Source organism: Klebsiella sp. CN_Kp091, from assembly GCF_040065095.1.
GTDB lineage: Bacteria > Pseudomonadota > Gammaproteobacteria > Enterobacterales > Enterobacteriaceae > Klebsiella > Klebsiella aerogenes.
In genome coordinates this window covers 87,019-105,916 of the sequence record NZ_JBEAIO010000003.1, presented here as the reverse complement: position 1 = coordinate 105,916, position 18,898 = coordinate 87,019, and the positions used below count along the sequence as shown (strand labels likewise).

Annotated in this window: 21 protein-coding genes; 7 read left to right on the top strand and 14 right to left on the bottom strand. The window is 56.1% G+C overall.

The features are described 5' to 3' along the window. Positions 1-2: 2 nt before the first annotated feature. The 4 genes from trmH to gmk form a co-directional block, all read right to left on the bottom strand. Complete coding sequence (gene trmH, locus ABLV17_RS02640; protein ID WP_015369142.1) at positions 3-692, bottom strand: tRNA (guanosine(18)-2'-O)-methyltransferase TrmH; 690 nt, start codon at positions 690-692, stop codon at positions 3-5. Positions 693-788: 96 nt separating this feature from the next. Further along, positions 789-2,909, bottom strand: coding sequence for a bifunctional GTP diphosphokinase/guanosine-3',5'-bis pyrophosphate 3'-pyrophosphohydrolase (spoT, locus tag ABLV17_RS02635; protein ID WP_087858926.1), 2,121 nt, complete (start codon positions 2,907-2,909; stop codon positions 789-791). 18 nt (positions 2,910-2,927) lie between these two features. Then, positions 2,928-3,203, bottom strand: coding sequence for a DNA-directed RNA polymerase subunit omega (rpoZ, locus tag ABLV17_RS02630; protein WP_000135058.1), 276 nt, complete (start codon positions 3,201-3,203; stop codon positions 2,928-2,930). Between the two features lie 54 nt (positions 3,204-3,257). Then, a complete protein-coding gene (gene gmk / locus ABLV17_RS02625; RefSeq protein ID WP_045375273.1) occupies positions 3,258-3,881 on the bottom strand; it encodes a guanylate kinase in 624 nt (207 codons plus the stop codon). Positions 3,882-4,139: 258 nt separating this feature from the next. On the opposite strand from gmk, the gene ligB reads away from it, so the two are divergent. Further along, the gene (gene ligB, locus ABLV17_RS02620) at positions 4,140-5,816 is read left to right on the top strand and encodes an NAD-dependent DNA ligase LigB (protein WP_348854072.1); all 1,677 of its coding nucleotides are present in this window, start codon (positions 4,140-4,142) and stop codon (positions 5,814-5,816) included. A gap of 4 nt (positions 5,817-5,820) precedes the next feature. On the opposite strand, the gene ABLV17_RS02615 is transcribed toward ligB, so the two are convergent. Next, positions 5,821-6,438: a trimeric intracellular cation channel family protein gene (locus tag ABLV17_RS02615; protein ID WP_015703812.1), complete on the bottom strand. Its 618-nt coding sequence runs from the start codon at positions 6,436-6,438 to the stop codon at positions 5,821-5,823. Positions 6,439-6,643: 205 nt separating this feature from the next. Beyond that, positions 6,644-7,507: a YicC/YloC family endoribonuclease gene (locus ABLV17_RS02610; protein ID WP_045390591.1), complete on the bottom strand. Its 864-nt coding sequence runs from the start codon at positions 7,505-7,507 to the stop codon at positions 6,644-6,646. A 170-nt stretch (positions 7,508-7,677) separates the two neighbouring features. On the opposite strand from ABLV17_RS02610, the gene rph reads away from it, so the two are divergent. Together rph and pyrE are read left to right on the top strand one after the other, a co-directional pair. Further along, entirely contained in the window at positions 7,678-8,394 is a 717-nt protein-coding gene (gene rph, locus ABLV17_RS02605; protein ID WP_015369149.1) for a ribonuclease PH, read from the top strand. Between the two features lie 112 nt (positions 8,395-8,506). Continuing rightward, complete coding sequence (gene pyrE, locus ABLV17_RS02600) at positions 8,507-9,148, top strand: orotate phosphoribosyltransferase (protein ID WP_308957645.1); 642 nt, start codon at positions 8,507-8,509, stop codon at positions 9,146-9,148. A gap of 94 nt (positions 9,149-9,242) precedes the next feature. On the opposite strand, the gene slmA is transcribed toward pyrE, so the two are convergent. The 3 genes from slmA to coaBC all read right to left on the bottom strand — a co-directional run bounded on the left by slmA (position 9,243) and on the right by coaBC (position 11,611). After that, positions 9,243-9,839 (bottom strand): nucleoid occlusion factor SlmA, encoded by a 597-nt coding sequence (gene slmA / locus ABLV17_RS02595; RefSeq protein ID WP_015369151.1) that lies wholly within the window; start codon positions 9,837-9,839, stop codon positions 9,243-9,245. A 124-nt stretch (positions 9,840-9,963) separates the two neighbouring features. Then, the gene (dut, locus tag ABLV17_RS02590) at positions 9,964-10,422 is read right to left on the bottom strand and encodes a dUTP diphosphatase (protein WP_020077682.1); all 459 of its coding nucleotides are present in this window, start codon (positions 10,420-10,422) and stop codon (positions 9,964-9,966) included. After that, a complete protein-coding gene (gene coaBC, locus ABLV17_RS02585) occupies positions 10,400-11,611 on the bottom strand; it encodes a bifunctional phosphopantothenoylcysteine decarboxylase/phosphopantothenate--cysteine ligase CoaBC (RefSeq protein WP_308957704.1) in 1,212 nt (403 codons plus the stop codon). Before coaBC ends, dut begins: the two co-directional genes overlap by 23 nt. 177 nt (positions 11,612-11,788) lie before the next feature. Here coaBC and radC point away from each other — a divergent pair, with 177 nt between their 5' ends. From radC to mutM, 4 genes are all read left to right on the top strand, one after another. Continuing rightward, positions 11,789-12,454 (top strand): DNA repair protein RadC, encoded by a 666-nt coding sequence (radC, locus tag ABLV17_RS02580; RefSeq protein WP_045390599.1) that lies wholly within the window; start codon positions 11,789-11,791, stop codon positions 12,452-12,454. Positions 12,455-12,671: 217 nt separating this feature from the next. After that, positions 12,672-12,908 (top strand): 50S ribosomal protein L28, encoded by a 237-nt coding sequence (gene rpmB / locus ABLV17_RS02575; protein ID WP_002436699.1) that lies wholly within the window; start codon positions 12,672-12,674, stop codon positions 12,906-12,908. A 20-nt stretch (positions 12,909-12,928) separates the two neighbouring features. Next, entirely contained in the window at positions 12,929-13,096 is a 168-nt protein-coding gene (rpmG, locus tag ABLV17_RS02570) for a 50S ribosomal protein L33 (protein WP_002922510.1), read from the top strand. A gap of 180 nt (positions 13,097-13,276) precedes the next feature. Then, on the top strand, positions 13,277-14,086 hold the full coding sequence (mutM, locus tag ABLV17_RS02565; protein WP_015369156.1) for a bifunctional DNA-formamidopyrimidine glycosylase/DNA-(apurinic or apyrimidinic site) lyase: 810 nt from the start codon (positions 13,277-13,279) through the stop codon (positions 14,084-14,086). Between the two features lie 78 nt (positions 14,087-14,164). Here the strand turns inward: mutM and coaD are convergent, their stop codons facing one another. From coaD to ABLV17_RS02540, 5 genes are all read right to left on the bottom strand, one after another. Further along, on the bottom strand, positions 14,165-14,644 hold the full coding sequence (gene coaD / locus ABLV17_RS02560; protein ID WP_015703808.1) for a pantetheine-phosphate adenylyltransferase: 480 nt from the start codon (positions 14,642-14,644) through the stop codon (positions 14,165-14,167). Positions 14,645-14,646: 2 nt separating this feature from the next. Then, entirely contained in the window at positions 14,647-15,417 is a 771-nt protein-coding gene (locus tag ABLV17_RS02555; protein ID WP_213317606.1) for a glycosyltransferase family 2 protein, read from the bottom strand. Further along, a complete protein-coding gene (gene waaA, locus ABLV17_RS02550; RefSeq protein WP_087858931.1) occupies positions 15,417-16,691 on the bottom strand; it encodes a lipid IV(A) 3-deoxy-D-manno-octulosonic acid transferase in 1,275 nt (424 codons plus the stop codon). Before waaA ends, ABLV17_RS02555 begins: the two co-directional genes overlap by 1 nt. Before the next feature lie 92 nt (positions 16,692-16,783). Further along, on the bottom strand, positions 16,784-17,773 hold the full coding sequence (locus ABLV17_RS02545; RefSeq protein WP_087858932.1) for a glycosyltransferase: 990 nt from the start codon (positions 17,771-17,773) through the stop codon (positions 16,784-16,786). Between the two features lie 30 nt (positions 17,774-17,803). Then, on the bottom strand, positions 17,804-18,898 hold the full coding sequence (locus tag ABLV17_RS02540) for a glycosyltransferase (protein WP_113374046.1): 1,095 nt from the start codon (positions 18,896-18,898) through the stop codon (positions 17,804-17,806).

The window sequence follows — 18,898 nt, the reverse complement described above, 5'->3', positions numbered from 1 at the left end:
ATTTACCTCGCCGCCTGCATCGTTGCCCACCACGAGGCATCGGCTTCTACTTCGCCCTGCTCGTTGACGTGGGGATAAGGCAGCCCTTTTTGTTTGGCGACGCGCGCCAGCACCGGGTAACCGCCTTCAAATAGCAGCCGCTGCTGCTCTTCTGGCGGCAGCATGCTATTGGCGCGTTGGTACATTCCGGCGTTCTGCCGCTGACGCTGCGCTTCGTAAAGGATCAGCGCGGAGGCGACGGAGACGTTCAGCGACTGCACCATACCGACCATTGGGATAATGATGTCCTGGTCTGCCAGCGCCAGCGCTTCCTGGGTGATGCCGGTTTTCTCCTGGCCCATCAGGATGCAGGTCGGGCGCGTATAGTCGATTTCGCGAAAATCGATGGCTTTGTCGGAAAGGTGCGTCGCGAGGATTTGCATGCCCCGGCCTTTTAAGTGGCTGACGGCATCGCCGATCGTGCGGTGCGTTTTTACCTGCACCCAGCTATTGCTGCCGGCGGCGGCAGAGGCCATGGTGCGCATGCGGCTGCCAGGCCAGATGGCGTGTACTTCATGTACGCCGATGGCGTCTGCGGTGCGGATGACCGCAGAGACGTTATGGGGTTTATGGACCTGCTCCATGCAGACCGTCAGATCAGGCTGACGCCTGGCGAGCATCTCGCAGATACGCGCATAACGCTGTGAATTCATTCTACTTAATCCTTCGAACTGCCTCGGCGTTAGCTGCACTCACTCACCCCAGTCACGTACTTCAGTACCTTCCTGGGGATTCGATTTTTGTAAAAGCTAATTTCGGTTACGAGTGACTTTAATCACGTCCGGCATGACGCGAATTTTGCGCATGATATTCGCCAGATGCACGCGATCGCGCGCGGTCAGGCGGATAAAGGCGCTGTAAACGCGGCCATCTTTTTCTTCCGTATTCAGGCTCTGAATATTGGAAGACGCGGTGTTGATTGCGGCCGTCAGGTTAGCCAGCGCGCCCTGGTGGTTGAACATATCCACCTTAATTTCGGCGATAAATTCCTGCGCAGTTTCTTTATCCCATTCGACCGCCATAAACTTCTCAGGCTCTTTCTGGTAGCCGCGGATGTTACGACAGGATTCATGGTGGATAACCAACCCTTTGCCTGGGCTGACGTGGGCGATGATCGGATCGCCTGGAATCGGACGACAGCACTTGGCGAAAGTAATCAGTACGCCGTCGGCGCCTTTAATCGGCAGATGGCCGTGATTCGACGCGTTGGCCGGCACCGGTGCGGCAGAGGCTTCGCCCTGCTGCAGATTTTTAGCTACCACGACGCTCATTGCGTTACCGAGACCGATTTCCGCCAGCAGATCGTCAAGCGTGGCCAGCTTCATGCGGTCAAGTTCGCGCTGGATGTTCTCCTGCGGGATCTCTGCCAGCTTGCGGCTGCCGCCTAACGCGTGGTTGAGCAATCGGCGGCCAAGGCTGACCGAATCGTCGCGCTTAAGGTTCTTCAGCAGTTGGCGGATTTTGGCGCGCGCTTTCGAGCTAACGACAAAGTTCAGCCATGCGGCATTCGGGCGTGCGCCCGGCGCGGTAATGATTTCGACAGTCTGACCGCTGGAGAGCGGCTGCGACAGCGGATAGGGCTGGCGGTCGACGCGCGCGCCGACGCAGGCATGGCCGATATCGGTATGCACCGCGTAGGCGAAGTCCACCGGCGTGGCACCGGCAGGCAGTTCGACAATGCGCCCTTCCGGGGTGAAAACGTAAATCTCATCCGGGAACAGATCGGATTTAACGCTCTCGATAAATTCAAACGAACTACCGGCGCTCTGCTGCAGTTCCAGCAGGCTTTGCATCCAGCGCTGGGCGCGGATTTGCGCGGTCGTGCTGCTTTCGCCGCCGTGCTCTTTATAAGCCCAGTGCGCCGCTACCCCCATCTCCGCCATCTGGTCCATATCTTCGGTACGGATTTGCACCTCGACCGGGACGCCGTGGGGGCCAATCATCGAGGTGTGCAAAGATTGATAGCCGTTCGCTTTTGGAATGGCGATATAATCTTTGAAACGACCTGGACGCGGCTTGTAGAGGCTGTGCATTTGGCCCAGCACGCGATAGCAAATATCAGGATCGTGAACAATAACGCGGAAGGCGTAGATGTCCATGATCGAGTGAAAACGCTGCTCTTTGAGCACCATTTTGCAATAAATGGAGTACAGATGCTTTTCGCGACCGCTAACGCGGCAGGGGATCCCCGCTTCCTGTAAACGCCCTTCGATCTCAGAGAGGATCTTCTGAATCATCTCTTTTCGGTTGCCGCGCGCCGCTTTGACCACTTCTTTAATGACGCGGTAGCGGTTAGGGTACAGCGCTTCAAAGCCCAGCTCTTCGAGCTCGGTTTTGATGTGATGGATACCTAAACGGTGCGCCAGAGGGCTATAAATTTCCAGCGTTTCGCGGGCGATGCGGCGGCGTTTATCCGGGCGTAGTGAGCCCAGGGTGCGCATGTTGTGGGTGCGGTCGGCAAGCTTGATGAGGATGACGCGGATATCCTGCACCATCGCCATGATCATTTTGCGGAAGTTTTCGGCTTGCGCCTCTTTCTTATCGCGGAACTTGAGCTTATCAAGTTTCGACACCCCCTCTACCAGTTCGGCGACGCTTTTACCAAAAAGCTGTTCCATGTCCTGGTAGGTGGCAGGGGTATCTTCAATCACATCATGCAGCAGCGCGGCCATCAGCGTTTCGTAGTCGAGTTTCATCTCGGCCAGAATGCAGGCCACCGCTACCGGGTGCGTGATATAGGGTTCACCGCTTGAACGTGTCTGACCCTCGTGAGCGTCACGTGCAACGAGATACGCCTGCCGAAGGCGCTTGATTTGCTCTTCCGGCAGGTAGTTTTGAATCAGCTGATTCAGGCTTTCAAACAGATACAAGGGCGACCCGCTGTGTGATTAACGACGACCTTCAGCAATCGCGGTAACGGCTTGTAATTCAGCGGCTTCCTGCTCTTGCTGTTCCTGGCGCTCACGTACGTCGAGGATCTGGTTGTTGATCAGACCTTCTTCGATTTCGCGCAGTGCGATAACGGTGGTTTTATCGTTTTCTTCCGGTACCAGCGGATCCTTTCCGCCTACCTGCATCTGACGAGCGCGACGCGCGGCGACCAGTACCAGGTCAAAACGGTTACCAATTTTCTCTACAGCGTCCTGAACAGTTACGCGTGCCATACTTAAAATGCTCCACAGGTGAAGAAATGACTGGGCATGATACTGAATGTGGGTTCAGTCTGCCAATAGTTTGGTGATTAAAGCGCCATGTCGCTGCTTTTGGCGGCTCATGCGCAGACGTTCAGCGCGGATAATGTTTTTCAGATCGCCTAAAGCGGTATCAAAATCATCATTCACAATAAGGTAATCATATTCCGCGTAATGGCTCATTTCTGCAACTGCCTGCGCCATACGTTTTGCGATGACTTCTTCGCTGTCCTGACCGCGGCCGCGCAGGCGGCGGTCAAGCTCGTCTTTTGACGGCGGCAGAATAAAGATACTGCGCGCGCCGGGCATTTTATTACGAATTTGCTGGGCGCCCTGCCAGTCGATATCGAGGAAAACATCGACGCCAGTCGCCAGAACCTGCTCGATAGCTTCACGAGAGGTGCCGTAATAGTTGCCGAAAACCTCTGCATGCTCAAGGAAAGCGTCTTCGCTAATCATCGATCTGAATTTATCGTGATCCACAAAGAAATAGTGTTCACCGTGAACTTCACCCGGGCGCGGATCGCGCGTGGTATGCGAAACAGAAACCTGGGAATCGTACAACGGTTGGGTTTTCAATAAAGCCTGAATCAGGCTGGATTTACCCGCGCCGCTAGGGGCGGAAACAATATAAAGCGTGCCTTGAGCCATGAGTGTCTTTTGTATGTGATTGTCGAAAGAGATGCTACATACGAGCCTATTATACACGCCGCCGCTGCGTGACGCAGTCATTGTCACACTTTTTGCCGCTGTTTCTTTCATTTTGCCTGCCGCTTTCCTGATTTCTTAAGCAGTTGCAGCAACGATGCGTAAATCCTGGAAAGCCGCTCGCAGCGTAATGATTTGCCTGTCGCCGCGGCTTCGGTCTTTAGCGCACGATGCCGCAAGGTAAAACAAGGAGGTAAAGGCATGTGCAAATGGCTGATAGCGGCAGCGTTATGGATGGCGGCGGCACTGGCAACGGCGGCCTGCCCGGCGTGGTCTTCGCAACGAGCCGGGCAGGAGATAGACCGCCTGAGCCTGCAGATTGCCGACTGGAAAGCGGCCTACTGGCAGCAGGGCAGTAGCGGAGTCAGCGACGAAGTCTACGACATGCTTTCGGCCCGGTTGGCGCAGTGGCGGCGCTGCTTCGGTGAGGAGACGCCGACTGAAGACGATCTGCCGCCGCCGCGCGGCGAAGTCAAGCACCCCATCGCGCATACCGGCGTGCGCAAGCTGCCTGACGCCATGAGCGTCGGGCGCTGGATGCGCGATAAAGCAGACCTGTGGCTACAACCAAAAGTCGACGGTGTAGCGGTGACGCTGGTATATCGCGGCGGCAGGTTAATACGGGCGATTAGCCGCGGTGACGGTCTGGCAGGGGAAGACTGGCCGGCAAAAGTGCGCCAGATCCCCGGCGTACCGCAAACTACCGCAGGAGCGCTGGCAAACAGTGTATTACAGGGAGAAATTTTTCAGCTGCAAGAGGGGCATATACAAAAACAGGCGGGCGGTATGAATTCACGGGCGAAAGTGGCCGGGATACTGATGCGCAAAGCGTCGTCGGCTGAGCTGAAAACGCTGGGGCTGTTTATCTGGGCCTGGCCCGATGGCCCGGCCCAGATGCCTTCTCGTCTGGCGCTGCTTGCCGCTGGCGGGTTTCCTCTGGCGCAGCGCTATTCCCATCCGGTTAAAGATTGGCAGCAGGCTGCCGCCTGGCGGGAGCGCTGGTTTAGCTCGCCGCTGCCCTTTGTCACCGACGGCATTGTGATCCGTGCGGAAAAAGAACCCGCCGGGGGCAGTTGGCTTCCAGGACAGGGGTTCTGGGTGGCGGCCTGGAAATATCTACCGTTTTCGCAGGTGGCGGAAGTGACCACTATCCAGTTTGCCATCGGGCGTAGCGGTAAAATAGCCGTTGTGGCGCATCTCGAACCGGTAAAACTGGACGACAAGCTGGTGCGGCGGGTCAATATTGGTTCGGTGTCCCGCTGGCGGCAGTTAGACATCGTCGCCGGAGACCAGGTGTTAATAAGCCTGGCCGGACAGGGGATCCCGCGTCTGGATAGCGTGGTCTGGCGGGCCAGCCAACGCGATGCGCCACAACCGCCTTCGCCTCGCTTTCATTCCTTAACTTGTTATTTTGCGACGCCCGAGTGCGCCGGGCAGTTTCTCTCCCGCCTTGTTTGGCTATCGTCTAAGCCAGTTCTGGATATTGCAGGCGCAGGAGAGGCGCTTTGGCGCACATTAATGGAAGATCGCCACATGACACATCTTTTCTCATGGTTGGCTTTGACGCCTGAACAACTACAGAGCATGCCAGGAATTAGCGGCGAGCGCGGCCTGCGTCTGTGGCATCAGTTCAATTTGACCCGTGAGCAGCCGTTTATTCGTTGGGTGTTGGCGCTGGGGGTACCGATACCTCAGGCCGCGCAGGCAAGCGTTGCGGCAGAAAACTGGCGGCAGCTGCGGGAGCGCAATGAGTCTCAGTGGCGACGATTACCGGGAGTGGGGCAGGAAAGGGCACGCCAGCTGGTCGTCTTTTTGCAAAACCCGGATATTGCCGTGCTGGCGCAGTGGCTCAGCGGGCAACGTATCCCGGGTTTCTGAGGAATTAATGAGCGTCGTGCTTGTAGTAGAAGACCGGCAGGCCGAGCTTCCAGCGCAGGGCGAGCATACGCGCGGTAAAGCCGAAGAGCAGCGTGGCGATGACCACTACGTCGTGGCTGCTGACGTAGTGCTGTAATGCGATATAGAGCACCGCGGCGGCAAAAGAGATACCAGCGTACAGTTCTTTCTGAAACACCAGCGGGATACGCTTACAGAACATATCGCGTAGCACGCCGCCAAAGACGCCGGTGATCACCGCGGCAATAGACGCGATTATTGGCCCTTCGCCCATATCCAGCGCGATTTGCGCGCCGATAATCGAGAACACGATCAGGCCCAGGGCATCCAGCACCAGGAACAGGCGGCGCAGGTGCGGCATCACCGGCGCGGCGATGGTAGTGAGAACGGCGGCAACCGCCACAATGATGACGTATTCCGGATGCTTCACCCAACCGAGCGGATAATGGCCGAGCAGGATGTCCCGCACGGAGCCCCCGCCGAGCGCGGTGGCGGTAGCGATAATAATTACCCCAAAAGTGTCCATCCGGCGACGCCCGGCCGCTAAGGCGCCGGTCATCGCTTCCGCCGTAATACCAATCAGATAAAGAACATGAAGCAGCATAAATCCCCCACAATGATGGGCAAAGGGTAGCGATTTGTGCGGCAGATCACGATTGAGTTTTTCTAAAGTGAGCTGATTTTCATGAAAAAAGCTAATGATGAATGATTGATATGGTCAATCACTGTGGGGAGTTTGGCTTTTGCTTTTCAAAAATGAATAAGAAAAAGTAATGCTGGCCCGCGGAGCAGGCCAGCCGGGGAAGAGATTACTCGATGTTTTGGATCTGCTCGCGCATCTGCTCGATCAGCACCTTCAGCTCAATCGCTGAATTGGTCACTTCGGCATTGATGGATTTGGAGGCCAGAGTGTTCGACTCGCGGTTGAATTCCTGCATCATGAAGTCGAGGCGGCGACCGACGGCTTCTTTCTTCTTCAGAATGTTGTAGGTCTCTTTAACGTGCGCTTCCAGGCGATCGAGCTCTTCGGCGACGTCGATACGCTGCGCCATCAACACCAGCTCTTGCTCGAGGCGGTTGTTTTCCAGCTGCACTTCGGCGTCTTCAAGCTTGGCGACCAGGCGCTCGCGCTGCCACTGCAGGATTTCCGGCATATGGGCGCGGACTTTGCTGACTTCGGCGCTGACGCCTTCCAGACGCTGTTCGATCAGCGTTTTCAATGCCTGGCCTTCGGTCTCGCGAGCGACAATAAAATCATCCAGCGCGCCATTCAGGGCGTTGAGGATTTCAGCGGCGATGGCATCAAGGTCTTGCTCCTGAGCGGCCATCACGCCAGGCCAGCGCAGGATATCAACCGGGTTGATTTCGCCTTCATCGCTCTGCATTTTTACCCAGTTAGCGGCGTTAACCAGCTGCTTGGCCAGGTTTTCGTTAAGAATCAGCTCACCCTGGGCGCTGGGATCCTGCTCAAAACGCAGGGTACATTCGATTTTGCCGCGAGTCAGGCGAGAGCGGATGCGCTCGCGAACCACGGGTTCCAGGCTCCGGAACTGTTCCGGCAGGCGGAAGTAGGTTTCCAGATAGCGTTGGTTTACCGAGCGCAGTTCCCACGCGGCGCTACCCCAGTCACCCTTGATTTCACGCCGGGCATAGGCGGTCATACTGCGGATCATAGACGTTCCTGTTTTTTAAGGAGAGTGGGGAGGATTATAGCTTTCGAGGCCCTTTCAGGATAGGAATAAGCGCGCATTATCCACATTGTCAGGCGCGCGTCGTCGCGATGCAACTTGGCCGAATTTGTGTATAATGCGCAGCCACATTCGTTTCAAGCCGGAGAGTAATCATGCGTCCAGCAGGCCGTAGCGCTAATCAGGTGCGTCCAGTAACCCTGACCCGTAACTATACAAAACACGCTGAAGGCTCCGTGCTGGTCGAATTTGGCGACACCAAAGTGCTGTGCACCGCCTCCATCGACGAAGGCGTGCCGCGCTTCCTGAAAGGTCAGGGCCAGGGCTGGATCACCGCCGAATATGGCATGCTGCCGCGTTCCACCCATACCCGTAACGCTCGCGAAGCCGCAAAAGGCAAGCAGGGCGGCCGCACTATGGAAATCCAGCGTCTGATCGCTCGCGCGTTGCGCGCCGCGGTGGATCTGAAAGCGCTGGGCGAGTTCACCATTACGCTCGATTGCGACGTGCTGCAGGCCGATGGCGGTACCCGTACCGCATCCATTACCGGTGCCTGCGTTGCGCTGGCCGATGCGCTGAACAAGCTGGTGGCTGCCGGTAAACTGAAAACCAACCCGATGAAGGGCATGGTGGCTGCCGTTTCCGTTGGTATCGTTAATGGCGAAGCCATTTGCGATCTGGAGTACGTGGAAGATTCCGCCGCGGAAACCGATATGAATGTGGTCATGACCGAAGACGGCCGCATTATTGAGGTGCAGGGCACGGCGGAAGGCGAGCCGTTCACCCATGAAGAGCTCCTCACTCTCCTGGCGTTAGCGCGAGGGGGAATCGAATCCATTATTGCGACGCAGAAAGCGGCGTTAGAAAATTAATGATTAAGGCGACTGAGAAGTCGCCTTTTTTTTGCGCTTTATCCCTCATGACACCTGCGAAGGATAGGGCGCGTAGTCCGACAATGATGACAGTACTAAAAGGAGCGAATCCATGAAGCCGTATCAGCGCCAGTTTATTGAGTTTGCGCTTAGCAAGCAGGTTCTTAAATTTGGCGAATTTACGCTGAAATCCGGGCGTAAGAGCCCTTATTTCTTCAACGCCGGCCTGTTTAATACCGGGCGCGATCTGGCTCTGCTGGGCCGTTTCTACGCCGAGGCGCTGATGGATTCCGGGATCGAGTTCGACCTGCTGTTCGGCCCGGCTTATAAAGGTATCCCTATCGCCACCACCACCGCCGTCGCGCTGGCTGAACATCATGACCGTGACCTGCCGTACTGCTTCAACCGTAAAGAAGCGAAGACCCACGGTGAAGGCGGCAACCTGGTCGGTAGCCCGCTACAGGGCCGCGTGATGCTGGTGGACGACGTGATTACCGCCGGTACCGCAATTCGTGAATCAATGGAAATTATTCAGGCTAATGGCGCGGAGCTGGCTGGCGTACTCATTTCGCTTGATCGCCAGGAACGCGGCCGCGGCGAGATCTCTGCGATTCAGGAAGTGGAACGTGATTATGGCTGCAAAGTGATTTCTATTGTCACTCTGAAAGATCTTATCGCCTATCTGGAAGAAAAGCCTGAGATGGCTGAGCATTTGGCATCGGTACGCGCTTACCGCGAAGCCTACGGCGTCTGATGATGAGCCCGGCAGCCAGCGGCTGCCGGTATAGCCAGAGCACGCTGAGAATGTGAATGATGAGTCATGCAGCCTTGCGGCTGCATATAAAGCTTTACTGCAGTTGCGCCGCGACCAGCGGCCAGCGGGCATCGAAATCATCCGTTGGGCGGTACTTGAACTCGCTACGCACAAAACGCGACAGCATGCCTTCGCAAAATGCCAGCAGCTGGCTTGCCAGTAGCGTCTCGTCGAGGGTGTAGCCCTCTCCCTCACGCATTTTCTTTTCACGCATCACCTGACGTAATTGAACTTCGATGCGTTCAAATAGCTGGTTAATACGGCCCTGCAGACGGTCCTGTTCGAACATTAAGGCGTGGCCGGTGAGGATACGCGTCAGCCCAGGATTACGCTCGCCAAACCCAAGAATCAGCAGAACAATCAGGCGCAGACGAGCCGTGGTGTCCTTTTCATCTTTCAAAATCAAATTGATGCGCGTAATCAGACTGTCTTCAATGAACTCGATCAGGCTGTCAAACATGCGGGTTTTACTGGGAAAATGACGGTATAACGCCGCTTCGGAAACACCGACGGAGGCCGCCAGCTTCGCCGTGGTAATACGTTGGCTACCATCGCTGGATTCAAGCATCAGCGCCAGAGACTGAAGTATTTCTTCGCGACGATTCCTTTTCGCAGTTTGTTTTTCTGCCATGTTTTAAAATACCCCTGAAAATAAGCACTTGTCAGGCAGGCATCCACAAAGCGACCGCAAACCTTAGTTTGCGGTGATGTTATTGCATTATGCGCTTTGGGACGCGGGTTCCGTATAGCCGGGCTTATTTGCGCCCTGAGTGGCCGAAGCCGCCTTCGCCGCGGTCGGTGGCGTCAAACTCTTCCACCAGATTAAATTCCGCCTGTACCACCGGCACAAAGACCATCTGCGCGATGCGCTCGCCTGGTTCGATAGTAAAGCTCTGTTGGCCGCGGTTCCACACGGAAACCATCAGCTGCCCCTGGTAGTCGGAGTCGATAAGGCCGACCAGGTTGCCCAGCACCACGCCATGTTTATGGCCCAGACCAGAACGCGGCAGAATCACCGCCGCCAGAGACGGATCGGCGATATGAATCGCAAGGCCTGTTGGCAACAGGGTAGTTGCGCCCGGCGCCAGCTCTACGGCGTCGTCAAGACAGGCGCGCAGGTCAAGTCCGGCCGAGCCGGAGGTGGCATAAGTCGGCAATGGGAACTGCTTGCCAACACGCGGGTCCAGAATCTTAACGTCGATTTTTTTCATCATAACGGGTAACGATCTCGTCGAGTAATAATTGGCCCAGGAATTCCTTGCGCTCAAGTGGTAAGCGCTTATCCCCATCCTGCCAGAAAAGGTGTAATGCGTTGTTATCGCTATTAAAACCTTGATTTGGCTGAGAAACATCATTGGCGCAAATCAGGTCGAGATTTTTGCGGGCACGTTTTTGCCGGGCGTATTCTTCCACATTATTCGTTTCGGCGGCAAATCCAACAACGTACGGGCGGTGATTTTTTAGTGCGGCCACCCCGGCGACGATATCCGGATTTTTGACCATTTTTATTGTTAATTCATCACCTTGTTTTTTGATTTTCTCGTCGGCGATAATCGCTGCGCGGTAGTCGGCAACGGCGGCGCAGCCGATGAAAATATGCTGCTGTTGCACGCCATTCTGCACTGCAGCTTCCATTTCCAGCGCGGTACCCACATCTATACGTTGCACAAACGGCGGCGTCGGCAGCGACACCGGGCCGCTAACCAGCGTGACGTTCGCACCGCGTTGTGCGGCGGCGGCGGCAATCGCGAAGCCCATTTTGCCGGAGCTATGGTTGGTGATGTAGCGCACTGGGTCCAGCGGCTCGCGGGTTGGGCCCGCGGTAATCATGATGTTGAGATGTTGCAAATCTTTGACAGGCGAGAAATGCTGCGCCGCCATCTCCACGATAGTCAGCGGATCGAGCATGCGGCCCGGGCCAACGTCACCGCAGGCCTGGCTGCCGCTATCCGGGCCCCATACCAATAGGCCGCGTGAGGCAATAGTGGCAAGGTTGTGCTGGGTGGCGGCGGCGCGATACATCTGTTGGTTCATCGCCGGGACGACGGCCACCGGCGAGGGCGTAGCCAGGCAAATCGTGGAGACCAGATCGTTCGCCATACCGGCGGCGACGCGGGCGATTAAATCGGCGGTTGCCGGGGCAAGGATAACCAGATCGGCCCACTTGCCCAGTTCAATATGGCCCATTGCCGCTTCGGCAGCCGGATCCAGCAGGCTATCGGAGACCGGATAACCGGAAACCGCCTGCAGGCTCAACGGGGTAATAAAGGCCTTGGCGGCTTCCGTCATGGCGACGCGAACATCCGCGCCGCGTTCTCGCAGTCGGCGCACCAGTTCCGGCGTTTTATAGGCGGCGATGCCGCCGCTCACGCCAAGAACGATTTTTTTACCAGCCAGACTCATCATGATTTTGTCCTGTTGAAATACACCAGAATCCGCGCATCTTATCACAATCCCTGTGGCATCGTGCGTATGCCGGGCACTCACTTTGCGAGCGGCTACGCAGGCCCTGAAATCACCGGTCGGCAGCGCGGAAAGGGTATGCCAGGATGGGCGAGGAACGGATAAGGAGACAGGGTAATGGATATACAGGAATCATTGATGCCGCGGGAAAAAATGCTGCGCGACGGCATTGAAACGTTGAGTGATGTTGAGCTGCTGGCGTTGTTTCTGCGTACCGGTACACGTACTCAGGATGTGCTGGCTTTTTCACACAGCTTGCTACAGCGCTTCGGTTCGCTGTACGGACTGTTATCGGCTGAGATAGAACAATTTGCAGATATCGACGGTATCGGTATAGCAAAATATGCGCAACTTAAAGGTATTGCCGAGCTGGCGCGGCGCTATTTTAGCCTGCGGATGAGAGAAGAACCGTCGCTGGTGACGCCGCTCATGACGCGAGAATTTTTACAAAGCCAGCTCGCCGATGAAGAGCGGGAGATCTTTATGGCGATCTTTTTAGATAATCAGAACCGGGTATTGAAACATAGCCGCCTTTTTTCTGGTACTCTTAGCCACGTAGAGGTGCATCCGCGAGAAATTGTACGCGAAGCAATCAAAGTGAACGCCGCCGCGGTGATCCTTGCCCATAATCATCCTTCAGGTAGTCCTGAACCGAGTAAGTCGGATAAGTTGATGACCGACAGGGTGGTTAAGTGTTGTAGATTCATGGAGATACGCGTGCTTGATCATCTGATTATTGGCCGCGGCGCGTACGTCTCTTTTGCCGAACGTGGCTGGATTTAGCCCCGATCATGCGATCTATCGGGATCTTTGTCTGTTCGGGACTTGAGCACACCGCCGAGTCAGCGTATACTACGCCACCTTTGAGAATCTCGGGTTTGGCATTTGGGCCTGGCAATCGAGAGTTCAATAGAACTATGCGATGACCGGGCTGTAAAGCCTGACGAGGCGCCAATACCCCATACGAAGCTCGAGCTAATTTGATTTTTGGAGAATAGACATGTCCCGAGTCTGCCAAGTTACTGGCAAGCGTCCGGTGACCGGTAACAACCGTTCCCACGCACTGAACGCGACTAAACGCCGTTTCCTGCCGAACCTGCACTCTCACCGTTTCTGGGTTGAGAGCGAGAAGCGTTTTGTCACCCTGCGCGTATCTGCTAAAGGTATGCGTGTAATCGATAAGAAAGGCATCGATACAGTTCTGTCTGAACTGCGTGCCCGTGGCGAAAAGTACTAAGTACTTAGAGGAAATAAATCATGGCTAAAGGTATTCGTGAGAAAATCAAGCTGGTTTCTTCCGCTGGTACTGGTCACTTCTATACCACCACGAAGAACAAGCGTACCAAACCGGAAAAAATGGAACTGAAAAAGTACGATCCGGTTGTACGTCAGCACGTTATCTACAAAGAAGCTAAAATCAAATAATTTTAGTCTCCTTGTACTAAAACCCCGCCCCGGCGGGGTTTTTTGTTTTATGCTTCATCCTTCGAGCTACAGGTGCGTTGGCTGCATGCGTACAGCCTGGCCGCTTGCTTCGTTAAGCCTCCCGGCCACTCTTCCCGTCGCCTCCCTGTCACCCGAAACTGTGTGGTTAAGAGGAAAAAAATGCCTGAATTACCTGAAGTCGAAACCAGCCGTCGCGGCATTGAGCCACATCTGGTAGGCGCTAACATCCTGCATGCCGTGGTACGCAACGGGCGTCTGCGTTGGCCGGTATCCGAAGAGATTTACCGCCTGAGCGACGAACCGGTGCTGAGCGTGCGCCGACGCGCCAAATACCTGCTCCTGGAGCTGCGCCACGGCTGGATCATTATTCATCTTGGCATGTCCGGTAGCCTGCGCATCCTCAGTGAAGAGCAGCCGGCTGAAAAACACGACCACGTCGACCTGGTGCTGAGTAACGGTAAAGTGCTGCGCTATACCGATCCCCGCCGCTTTGGCGCCTGGCTATGGACCAAAGAGCTGGATGGTCATCCGGTGCTGGCGCATCTCGGCCCGGAGCCGCTAAGCGATGAATTCAACGCCGACTATCTTCAGCAGCGTTGCGCGAAGAAGAAAACCGCCATCAAACCCTGGCTGATGGATAACAAGCTGGTGGTGGGCGTGGGGAATATCTACGCCAGCGAATCGCTGTTTTCCGCCGGGATCCATCCCGATCGGCTGGCCTCGTCGCTCTCGCATCAAGAATGCGAGTGGTTAGTGAAGATGATTAAGCTGGTGCTGCTACGCTCAATTGAGCAAGGTGGAACGACGCTGAAGGATTTCCTGCAAAGCGACGGCAAACCGGGATATTTCGCCCAGGAGCTACAGGTTTATGGCCGCAAAGGCGAGCCGTGCCGGATCTGCGGTACGCCGATTATCGCCAGCAAACACGCTCAGCGAGCGACCTTTTATTGCCGCCAGTGTCAGAAGTAGTGGAGAGGGTTGGGGATTATGCCAGGCCGGGTAAGCTGGTAGCCCCGCTACGTGCAGCGCGAGCGGGGCAGGAAATGCCTACTTCAGCTTATTTAACAACGCCTGATGTACGTTAGGCGGCAGGAAGTGGGAGACGTCGCCCTGGTGGCGCGCCACTTCCTTAACCAGCGATGAAGAGATAAACGACCACTCTTTGCACGGCATCAGGAACACGCTTTCCAGCGTGGGCATCAGATGGCGGTTCATGTGCGCCAGCTGCATTTCATATTCGAAATCCGCCACTGCCCGCAGGCCGCGGATTAAAATATTCGCCTGCTGCGCGCGGGCGAAATTGGCCATCAAATCGCTAAAGCCAATCACCTCAACGTTGACCAGATGCGCCGTTGCCTGCTCCGCCAGCGCAATTCGTTCATCGAGGCTGAACATCGGTTTTTTGCTCGGGCTGGCGGCGATAGCCAGCAAAACTTTATCAAACATGCCTGCGGCACGGGTGACGATATCGATATGGCCGTTGGTGATAGGGTCAAAGGTGCCCGGATAGATCGCTTTTGTGCCCATAATTACACTTTCTCCGAGTAGCCGCGGCTCAGTGCCCACAGCTCGGTGTATTTATTAAACGTGTATTGCGCATTGACTACCGCCAGCAGCCAACCCTGTTTTCCATCCAGCACGCCGCCGCGCAGCAGCAGCGTTTTGACGAAGGCGCCCAGCGTATGGCTGAAAATCCCCGCCATCGAGGTCTTCTTGCCCTTCTGATGGCGCTCAAGCGCCCAGGCCGCGGCATAAGCGAGCTGTTTCTGCTGGAAGCCGGAGAAATCGCGGCAGGTCAGGTGCAGCAGATCGCCGCTGAGCGGCACCACTTCGGCCCCAAGGCTATCCAAAGATTCATGCACCAGATTATCGTTATAGCGGTAACGCGCGCGTTCGTACAGGCGCATCACCCGATCGGGATACCAGCCGCTGTGGCGCATAAAGCGTCCGAGGAAGTAGTTACGCCGGGCGATACTGTAGATAACGCCGCGCTGCGGCGCGTCCAGTACCTTGAGGATAGCCTCTTTTAGTTCCGGCGTAACGCGCTCGTCGGTATCAATCATCAGCACCCAGTCGTGGGTGGCGTAGTCTTGCGCGCGCTGGCGCTGAATGCCGTAGCCTTGCCAGTCGGTATTGCTATAGACCTGGGCGCCGAGGCTACGGGCCAGTTCGACGGTATTGTCGGTACTGCCGGAGTCCAGTACCACCACTTCATCCGCCCAGCTTACCGATGCCAGGCAATCGGCGAGCAGGTCGGCGGCGTTTTTGGCGATCATCACGACGGAGAGTCGGGTCGACATTAGTGGCTCCGCTGCGGCAGGTAGGGTTGCAGTAACTGTAGCAGACGCGACAGCGCGCCCTGGTTTTGATGCAGCACTTCCACCGCGTGGCGGCCGTACCACAGTCGATAATCTTCGTCGGTCAGCAGGGTAGAAACCTCTCTGACCAGCGAGTCGGCGTCCGTGACGGTGATCAGGCCATCGTCCTGCTGCAGCTTGGCGCAGATATCTTTAAAGTTGAAGGTGTGCGGGCCCATCAGCACCGGAATAGCATGGGCGGCGGGTTCGAGCGGATTATGCCCGCCGCGTTCTACCAGGCTGCCGCCGACGAATGCCAGGTCGGCAATGCCGTAGAGCAGCATCAGTTCGCCCATGGTATCGCCAATCACCACCTGGGTGCTGTTAGACGGAATTTCACCGGTGCTGCGCATGGTGAAGCTCATACCGGCCTTTTGCACCATATCGCGAGCGTCGCCGAAGCGTTCCGGATGGCGCGGTACGAGGATTAATAGCAGGTCGGGGAAGGTTTCCAGCAGTTTTTTATGCGCCTGCAGGATGATTTGTTCTTCGCCATCGTGGGTACTGGTGGCTATCCACACTTTACGGTGCGGCGCCCACTGGCGACGCAGGGTAACGGCGCGGGCCGCCAGTTCAGGGGTGACGGAGATATCGAATTTCAAGCTGCCGGTGACCGCCAGTTGGTTACGTTTAAGGCCGAGCGCGAGGAAGCGGTTGCCGTCTTCTTCATTCTGCGCGGCGATAAGCGTGATACGGCTGAGCAGGCGGCGCATGAAGCCGCCGAGTTTGGCATAGCCTTTCGCGGAACGTTCTGACAGGCGCGCGTTGGCGATCACCAGCGGAATTTTACGCTTATGTAGCGCGCTGACCATATTCGGCCACAGCTCGGTTTCCATCACGATGACCAGTTTCGGCTGCACGCTGTTGAGGAAACGGTTCATGGCGCAGGGGAGGTCATACGGCAGATAGACGTGGTGAACATCTTTGCCAAAAGCGGACATGGCGCGTTCAGAACCGGTCGGCGTCATGGTCGTGACGGTGATCGGCAGTGACGGATAACGATGGCGTAGCGCGCGCACCAGCGGGATAGCCGCCAGCGTTTCACCGACGGAAACGGAGTGCAGCAGAATGCCATCCGGCACTACCTTGTTTTGACAGAAGCCATAACGTTCAGCCCAGCGTTTACGGTAGGCCGGCGCCTTACGGCTGCGCAGCAGCAGTCGCAGCCATACCAGCGGCTGAATGAGGTAGAGTAGGGTGGTATAAAGCAATTCCAAACTATTTATCCGTTTTAGGTTTTTTGCGGGCAAATTCTAAGCATTTAACCCGCGTAAAGCTATCTCTTTGGCGGAAACCGAGGGATTTCGGCCTATGCGGCATTGAGATAGCGCTTAATGCGCAAATAGCGGCGTCCCAGACGCCAGCGTAAACGGAACGTGCAGGCGTTAGTCCAGATCAGGCGCCAGATGCCGCGTTCGAAGAATTCTTTGATGATAATATGCTTTTTCGACTCATCTTTCATGCAGTCGAAGGTATGAATAATCCCCAACCCCTCTTTGGCTATCTGCCAGCGGCAGGCGGAAATGTGCCGTACCTTGTCCGGATAGCGTTGGTTGATGGCGCTGAGCATCTCGAGGATCTTCATATAATGGCGTGCTGAGCGCATCAGCGTATCGTCGTTGTCTGGCTTATGCGACACCGATTCCGAGTGAATGTAATAGTCGTAAAATTGCTCGCTGGTGTACTGCACGCGTTCGGCGGCCAGCAATGCTTCCGTCGTCCAGGGAATATCCTGATGGCGCAGGCCCGGCTCAAAGTGGAAATGGTGCTGGTTAATAAAATCACGGCGATAGATGTTCAGCCAGGTGACGTGCAGGAACTTACGCGAGTCGAGCGCCTGCTTTAGCCAGACGTAACCCGGCAGGACGCCAGTGGACTGCAGGCGTTCCGGCGGGAAAATTGGGTGGATATCGTCGCGGCTTTCGTACACATAGCGGCCATTACAGGTCGCGACATCGAGATTGCCCTTCTCGGCCATTTCCAGCAGCGTGCGGTACATGCCGGGATAGAACTTATCGTCAATATCCGGGAAGGCGAGGTATTTACCCCTTGCCGCCGCCATACCGGTATTACGCGCTACCGAGACGCCCTGATTCTCCTGCTCCAGCACGGTCACGTTCTGCAGCCTGTCTTTCCATTGGTCGATAACCGCCAGGCTACCGTCGGTAGAACCGTCGTTCACCAGGATCAGCTCATAGCTTGCCAACTGCTGTTGTTCGAGGCATTCAAAGAATTGCGCAAGGAATTTTTCACCGTTATACACGGCGGCCACGATGCTCAATAAAGGCGTTTGACTCATAACTCATTCGATCCTGGTTAAAAAACGACGTCAGGCGCTGCGCAGCTGACGGTACTGTTGGCAAATCGACTCTACGCTGAATTTTTCCAGCGCGGCGGAATCAATGGCCGGCGGGCTATGGTAAATGCTTTGCATCGTCTGGGCTAGCGCAGAACTGTTGAGATCGGCCAGACCGCGGGACAGCTCGCCGCTGAGGATCTCGCTGACCCCGCCAGGACAGCGGGTGCTGGCAACCGGCGTATTCAGCAGTAGCGCTTCAACAATGACGTTGCCAAACCCTTCGCTGTCGGAGCTGAGCGTTAGCATTCTCGCATGTTTAATCCACGGCAGCGGGTTGGGCTGAAAGCCTTTAAACAGCACCCGATCGCCGACCTGCAGCTGCTGGGCCAGTTGACGAAGCCGCTGTTCCTGCTCCGGTTTTCCCTGACCGAGCAGGACCAGCGGCGCGTCGATACCGCTTTGGGCGTAGGCTTCAATCAGCCGGTCATGGCGTTTACCCGGATGGAAGCGGCCGACGTGGATAATATAGTCCCCTTGAGGAATATCGGCCGGCGCCTCTGCCGCCGCGCGAATGGCGGCGATATCGAACGGGTTATAGATGGTTTTAAGCTGTGCCGGGCGAAGCGCGAACTGCTCAACTAAATCCTTTCCAACCGCATCGGAAACGGCCACCACGTTGCGTCCCTGGTATACCCGCTTGATTTTCTGCTGCTTCATCCAGCGATCAAAACCGCTGCGATGGCCAAGATAAGAGGTAGAGAAAACGCCGTGCAGACAGAACCAGACGTTTCGCCCCTGCAATGCCCGGCTGCGGGCGACGATGCGATCGGTTTTGTGCAGATTTGACAGTACCAGATCGAAGCGACCATGCTGTTCTGCTTGTTCAATCGCGCGATCAAGCTGGCGCGCGCGGCGGGAGAGTTCCGTTAGCTTGCGCCATGGTTTGCGGCAGCGGTCGGCGATAATCTGATAATCGAGCCCTTCCGGCAGCGGATAATCGCAGACGTCGCGCAGCGAAAACAGCGATACCTGTTCGCCCTGGCTAAGAAAATGTTCCGCCAGCGTGAGCACGACTTTTTCCGCGCCGCCGCCCGGCAGACCGTCGATAACAAACAATATACGCAT

Coding starts and splice junctions, on each gene's coding strand:
- pyrE (WP_308957645.1), top strand. CDS start 8,507: ATGAAGCCGTATCAGCGCCAGTTTATTGAGTTTGCGCTTAGCAAGCAG.
- ABLV17_RS02540 (WP_113374046.1), bottom strand. CDS start 18,898: ATGCGTATATTGTTTGTTATCGACGGTCTGCCGGGCGGCGGCGCGGAA.
- ABLV17_RS02615 (WP_015703812.1), bottom strand. CDS start 6,438: ATGCTGCTTCATGTTCTTTATCTGATTGGTATTACGGCGGAAGCGATG.
- trmH (WP_015369142.1), bottom strand. CDS start 692: ATGAATTCACAGCGTTATGCGCGTATCTGCGAGATGCTCGCCAGGCGT.
- coaBC (WP_308957704.1), bottom strand. CDS start 11,611: ATGAGTCTGGCTGGTAAAAAAATCGTTCTTGGCGTGAGCGGCGGCATC.
- ABLV17_RS02545 (WP_087858932.1), bottom strand. CDS start 17,773: ATGAGTCAAACGCCTTTATTGAGCATCGTGGCCGCCGTGTATAACGGT.
- rpmG (WP_002922510.1), top strand. CDS start 12,929: ATGGCTAAAGGTATTCGTGAGAAAATCAAGCTGGTTTCTTCCGCTGGT.
- rpoZ (WP_000135058.1), bottom strand. CDS start 3,203: ATGGCACGCGTAACTGTTCAGGACGCTGTAGAGAAAATTGGTAACCGT.
- gmk (WP_045375273.1), bottom strand. CDS start 3,881: ATGGCTCAAGGCACGCTTTATATTGTTTCCGCCCCTAGCGGCGCGGGT.
- mutM (WP_015369156.1), top strand. CDS start 13,277: ATGCCTGAATTACCTGAAGTCGAAACCAGCCGTCGCGGCATTGAGCCA.
- ABLV17_RS02555 (WP_213317606.1), bottom strand. CDS start 15,417: ATGTCGACCCGACTCTCCGTCGTGATGATCGCCAAAAACGCCGCCGAC.
- dut (WP_020077682.1), bottom strand. CDS start 10,422: ATGATGAAAAAAATCGACGTTAAGATTCTGGACCCGCGTGTTGGCAAG.
- rph (WP_015369149.1), top strand. CDS start 7,678: ATGCGTCCAGCAGGCCGTAGCGCTAATCAGGTGCGTCCAGTAACCCTG.
- ABLV17_RS02610 (WP_045390591.1), bottom strand. CDS start 7,507: ATGATCCGCAGTATGACCGCCTATGCCCGGCGTGAAATCAAGGGTGAC.
- radC (WP_045390599.1), top strand. CDS start 11,789: ATGGATATACAGGAATCATTGATGCCGCGGGAAAAAATGCTGCGCGAC.
- slmA (WP_015369151.1), bottom strand. CDS start 9,839: ATGGCAGAAAAACAAACTGCGAAAAGGAATCGTCGCGAAGAAATACTT.
- coaD (WP_015703808.1), bottom strand. CDS start 14,644: ATGGGCACAAAAGCGATCTATCCGGGCACCTTTGACCCTATCACCAAC.
- rpmB (WP_002436699.1), top strand. CDS start 12,672: ATGTCCCGAGTCTGCCAAGTTACTGGCAAGCGTCCGGTGACCGGTAAC.
- ligB (WP_348854072.1), top strand. CDS start 4,140: ATGTGCAAATGGCTGATAGCGGCAGCGTTATGGATGGCGGCGGCACTG.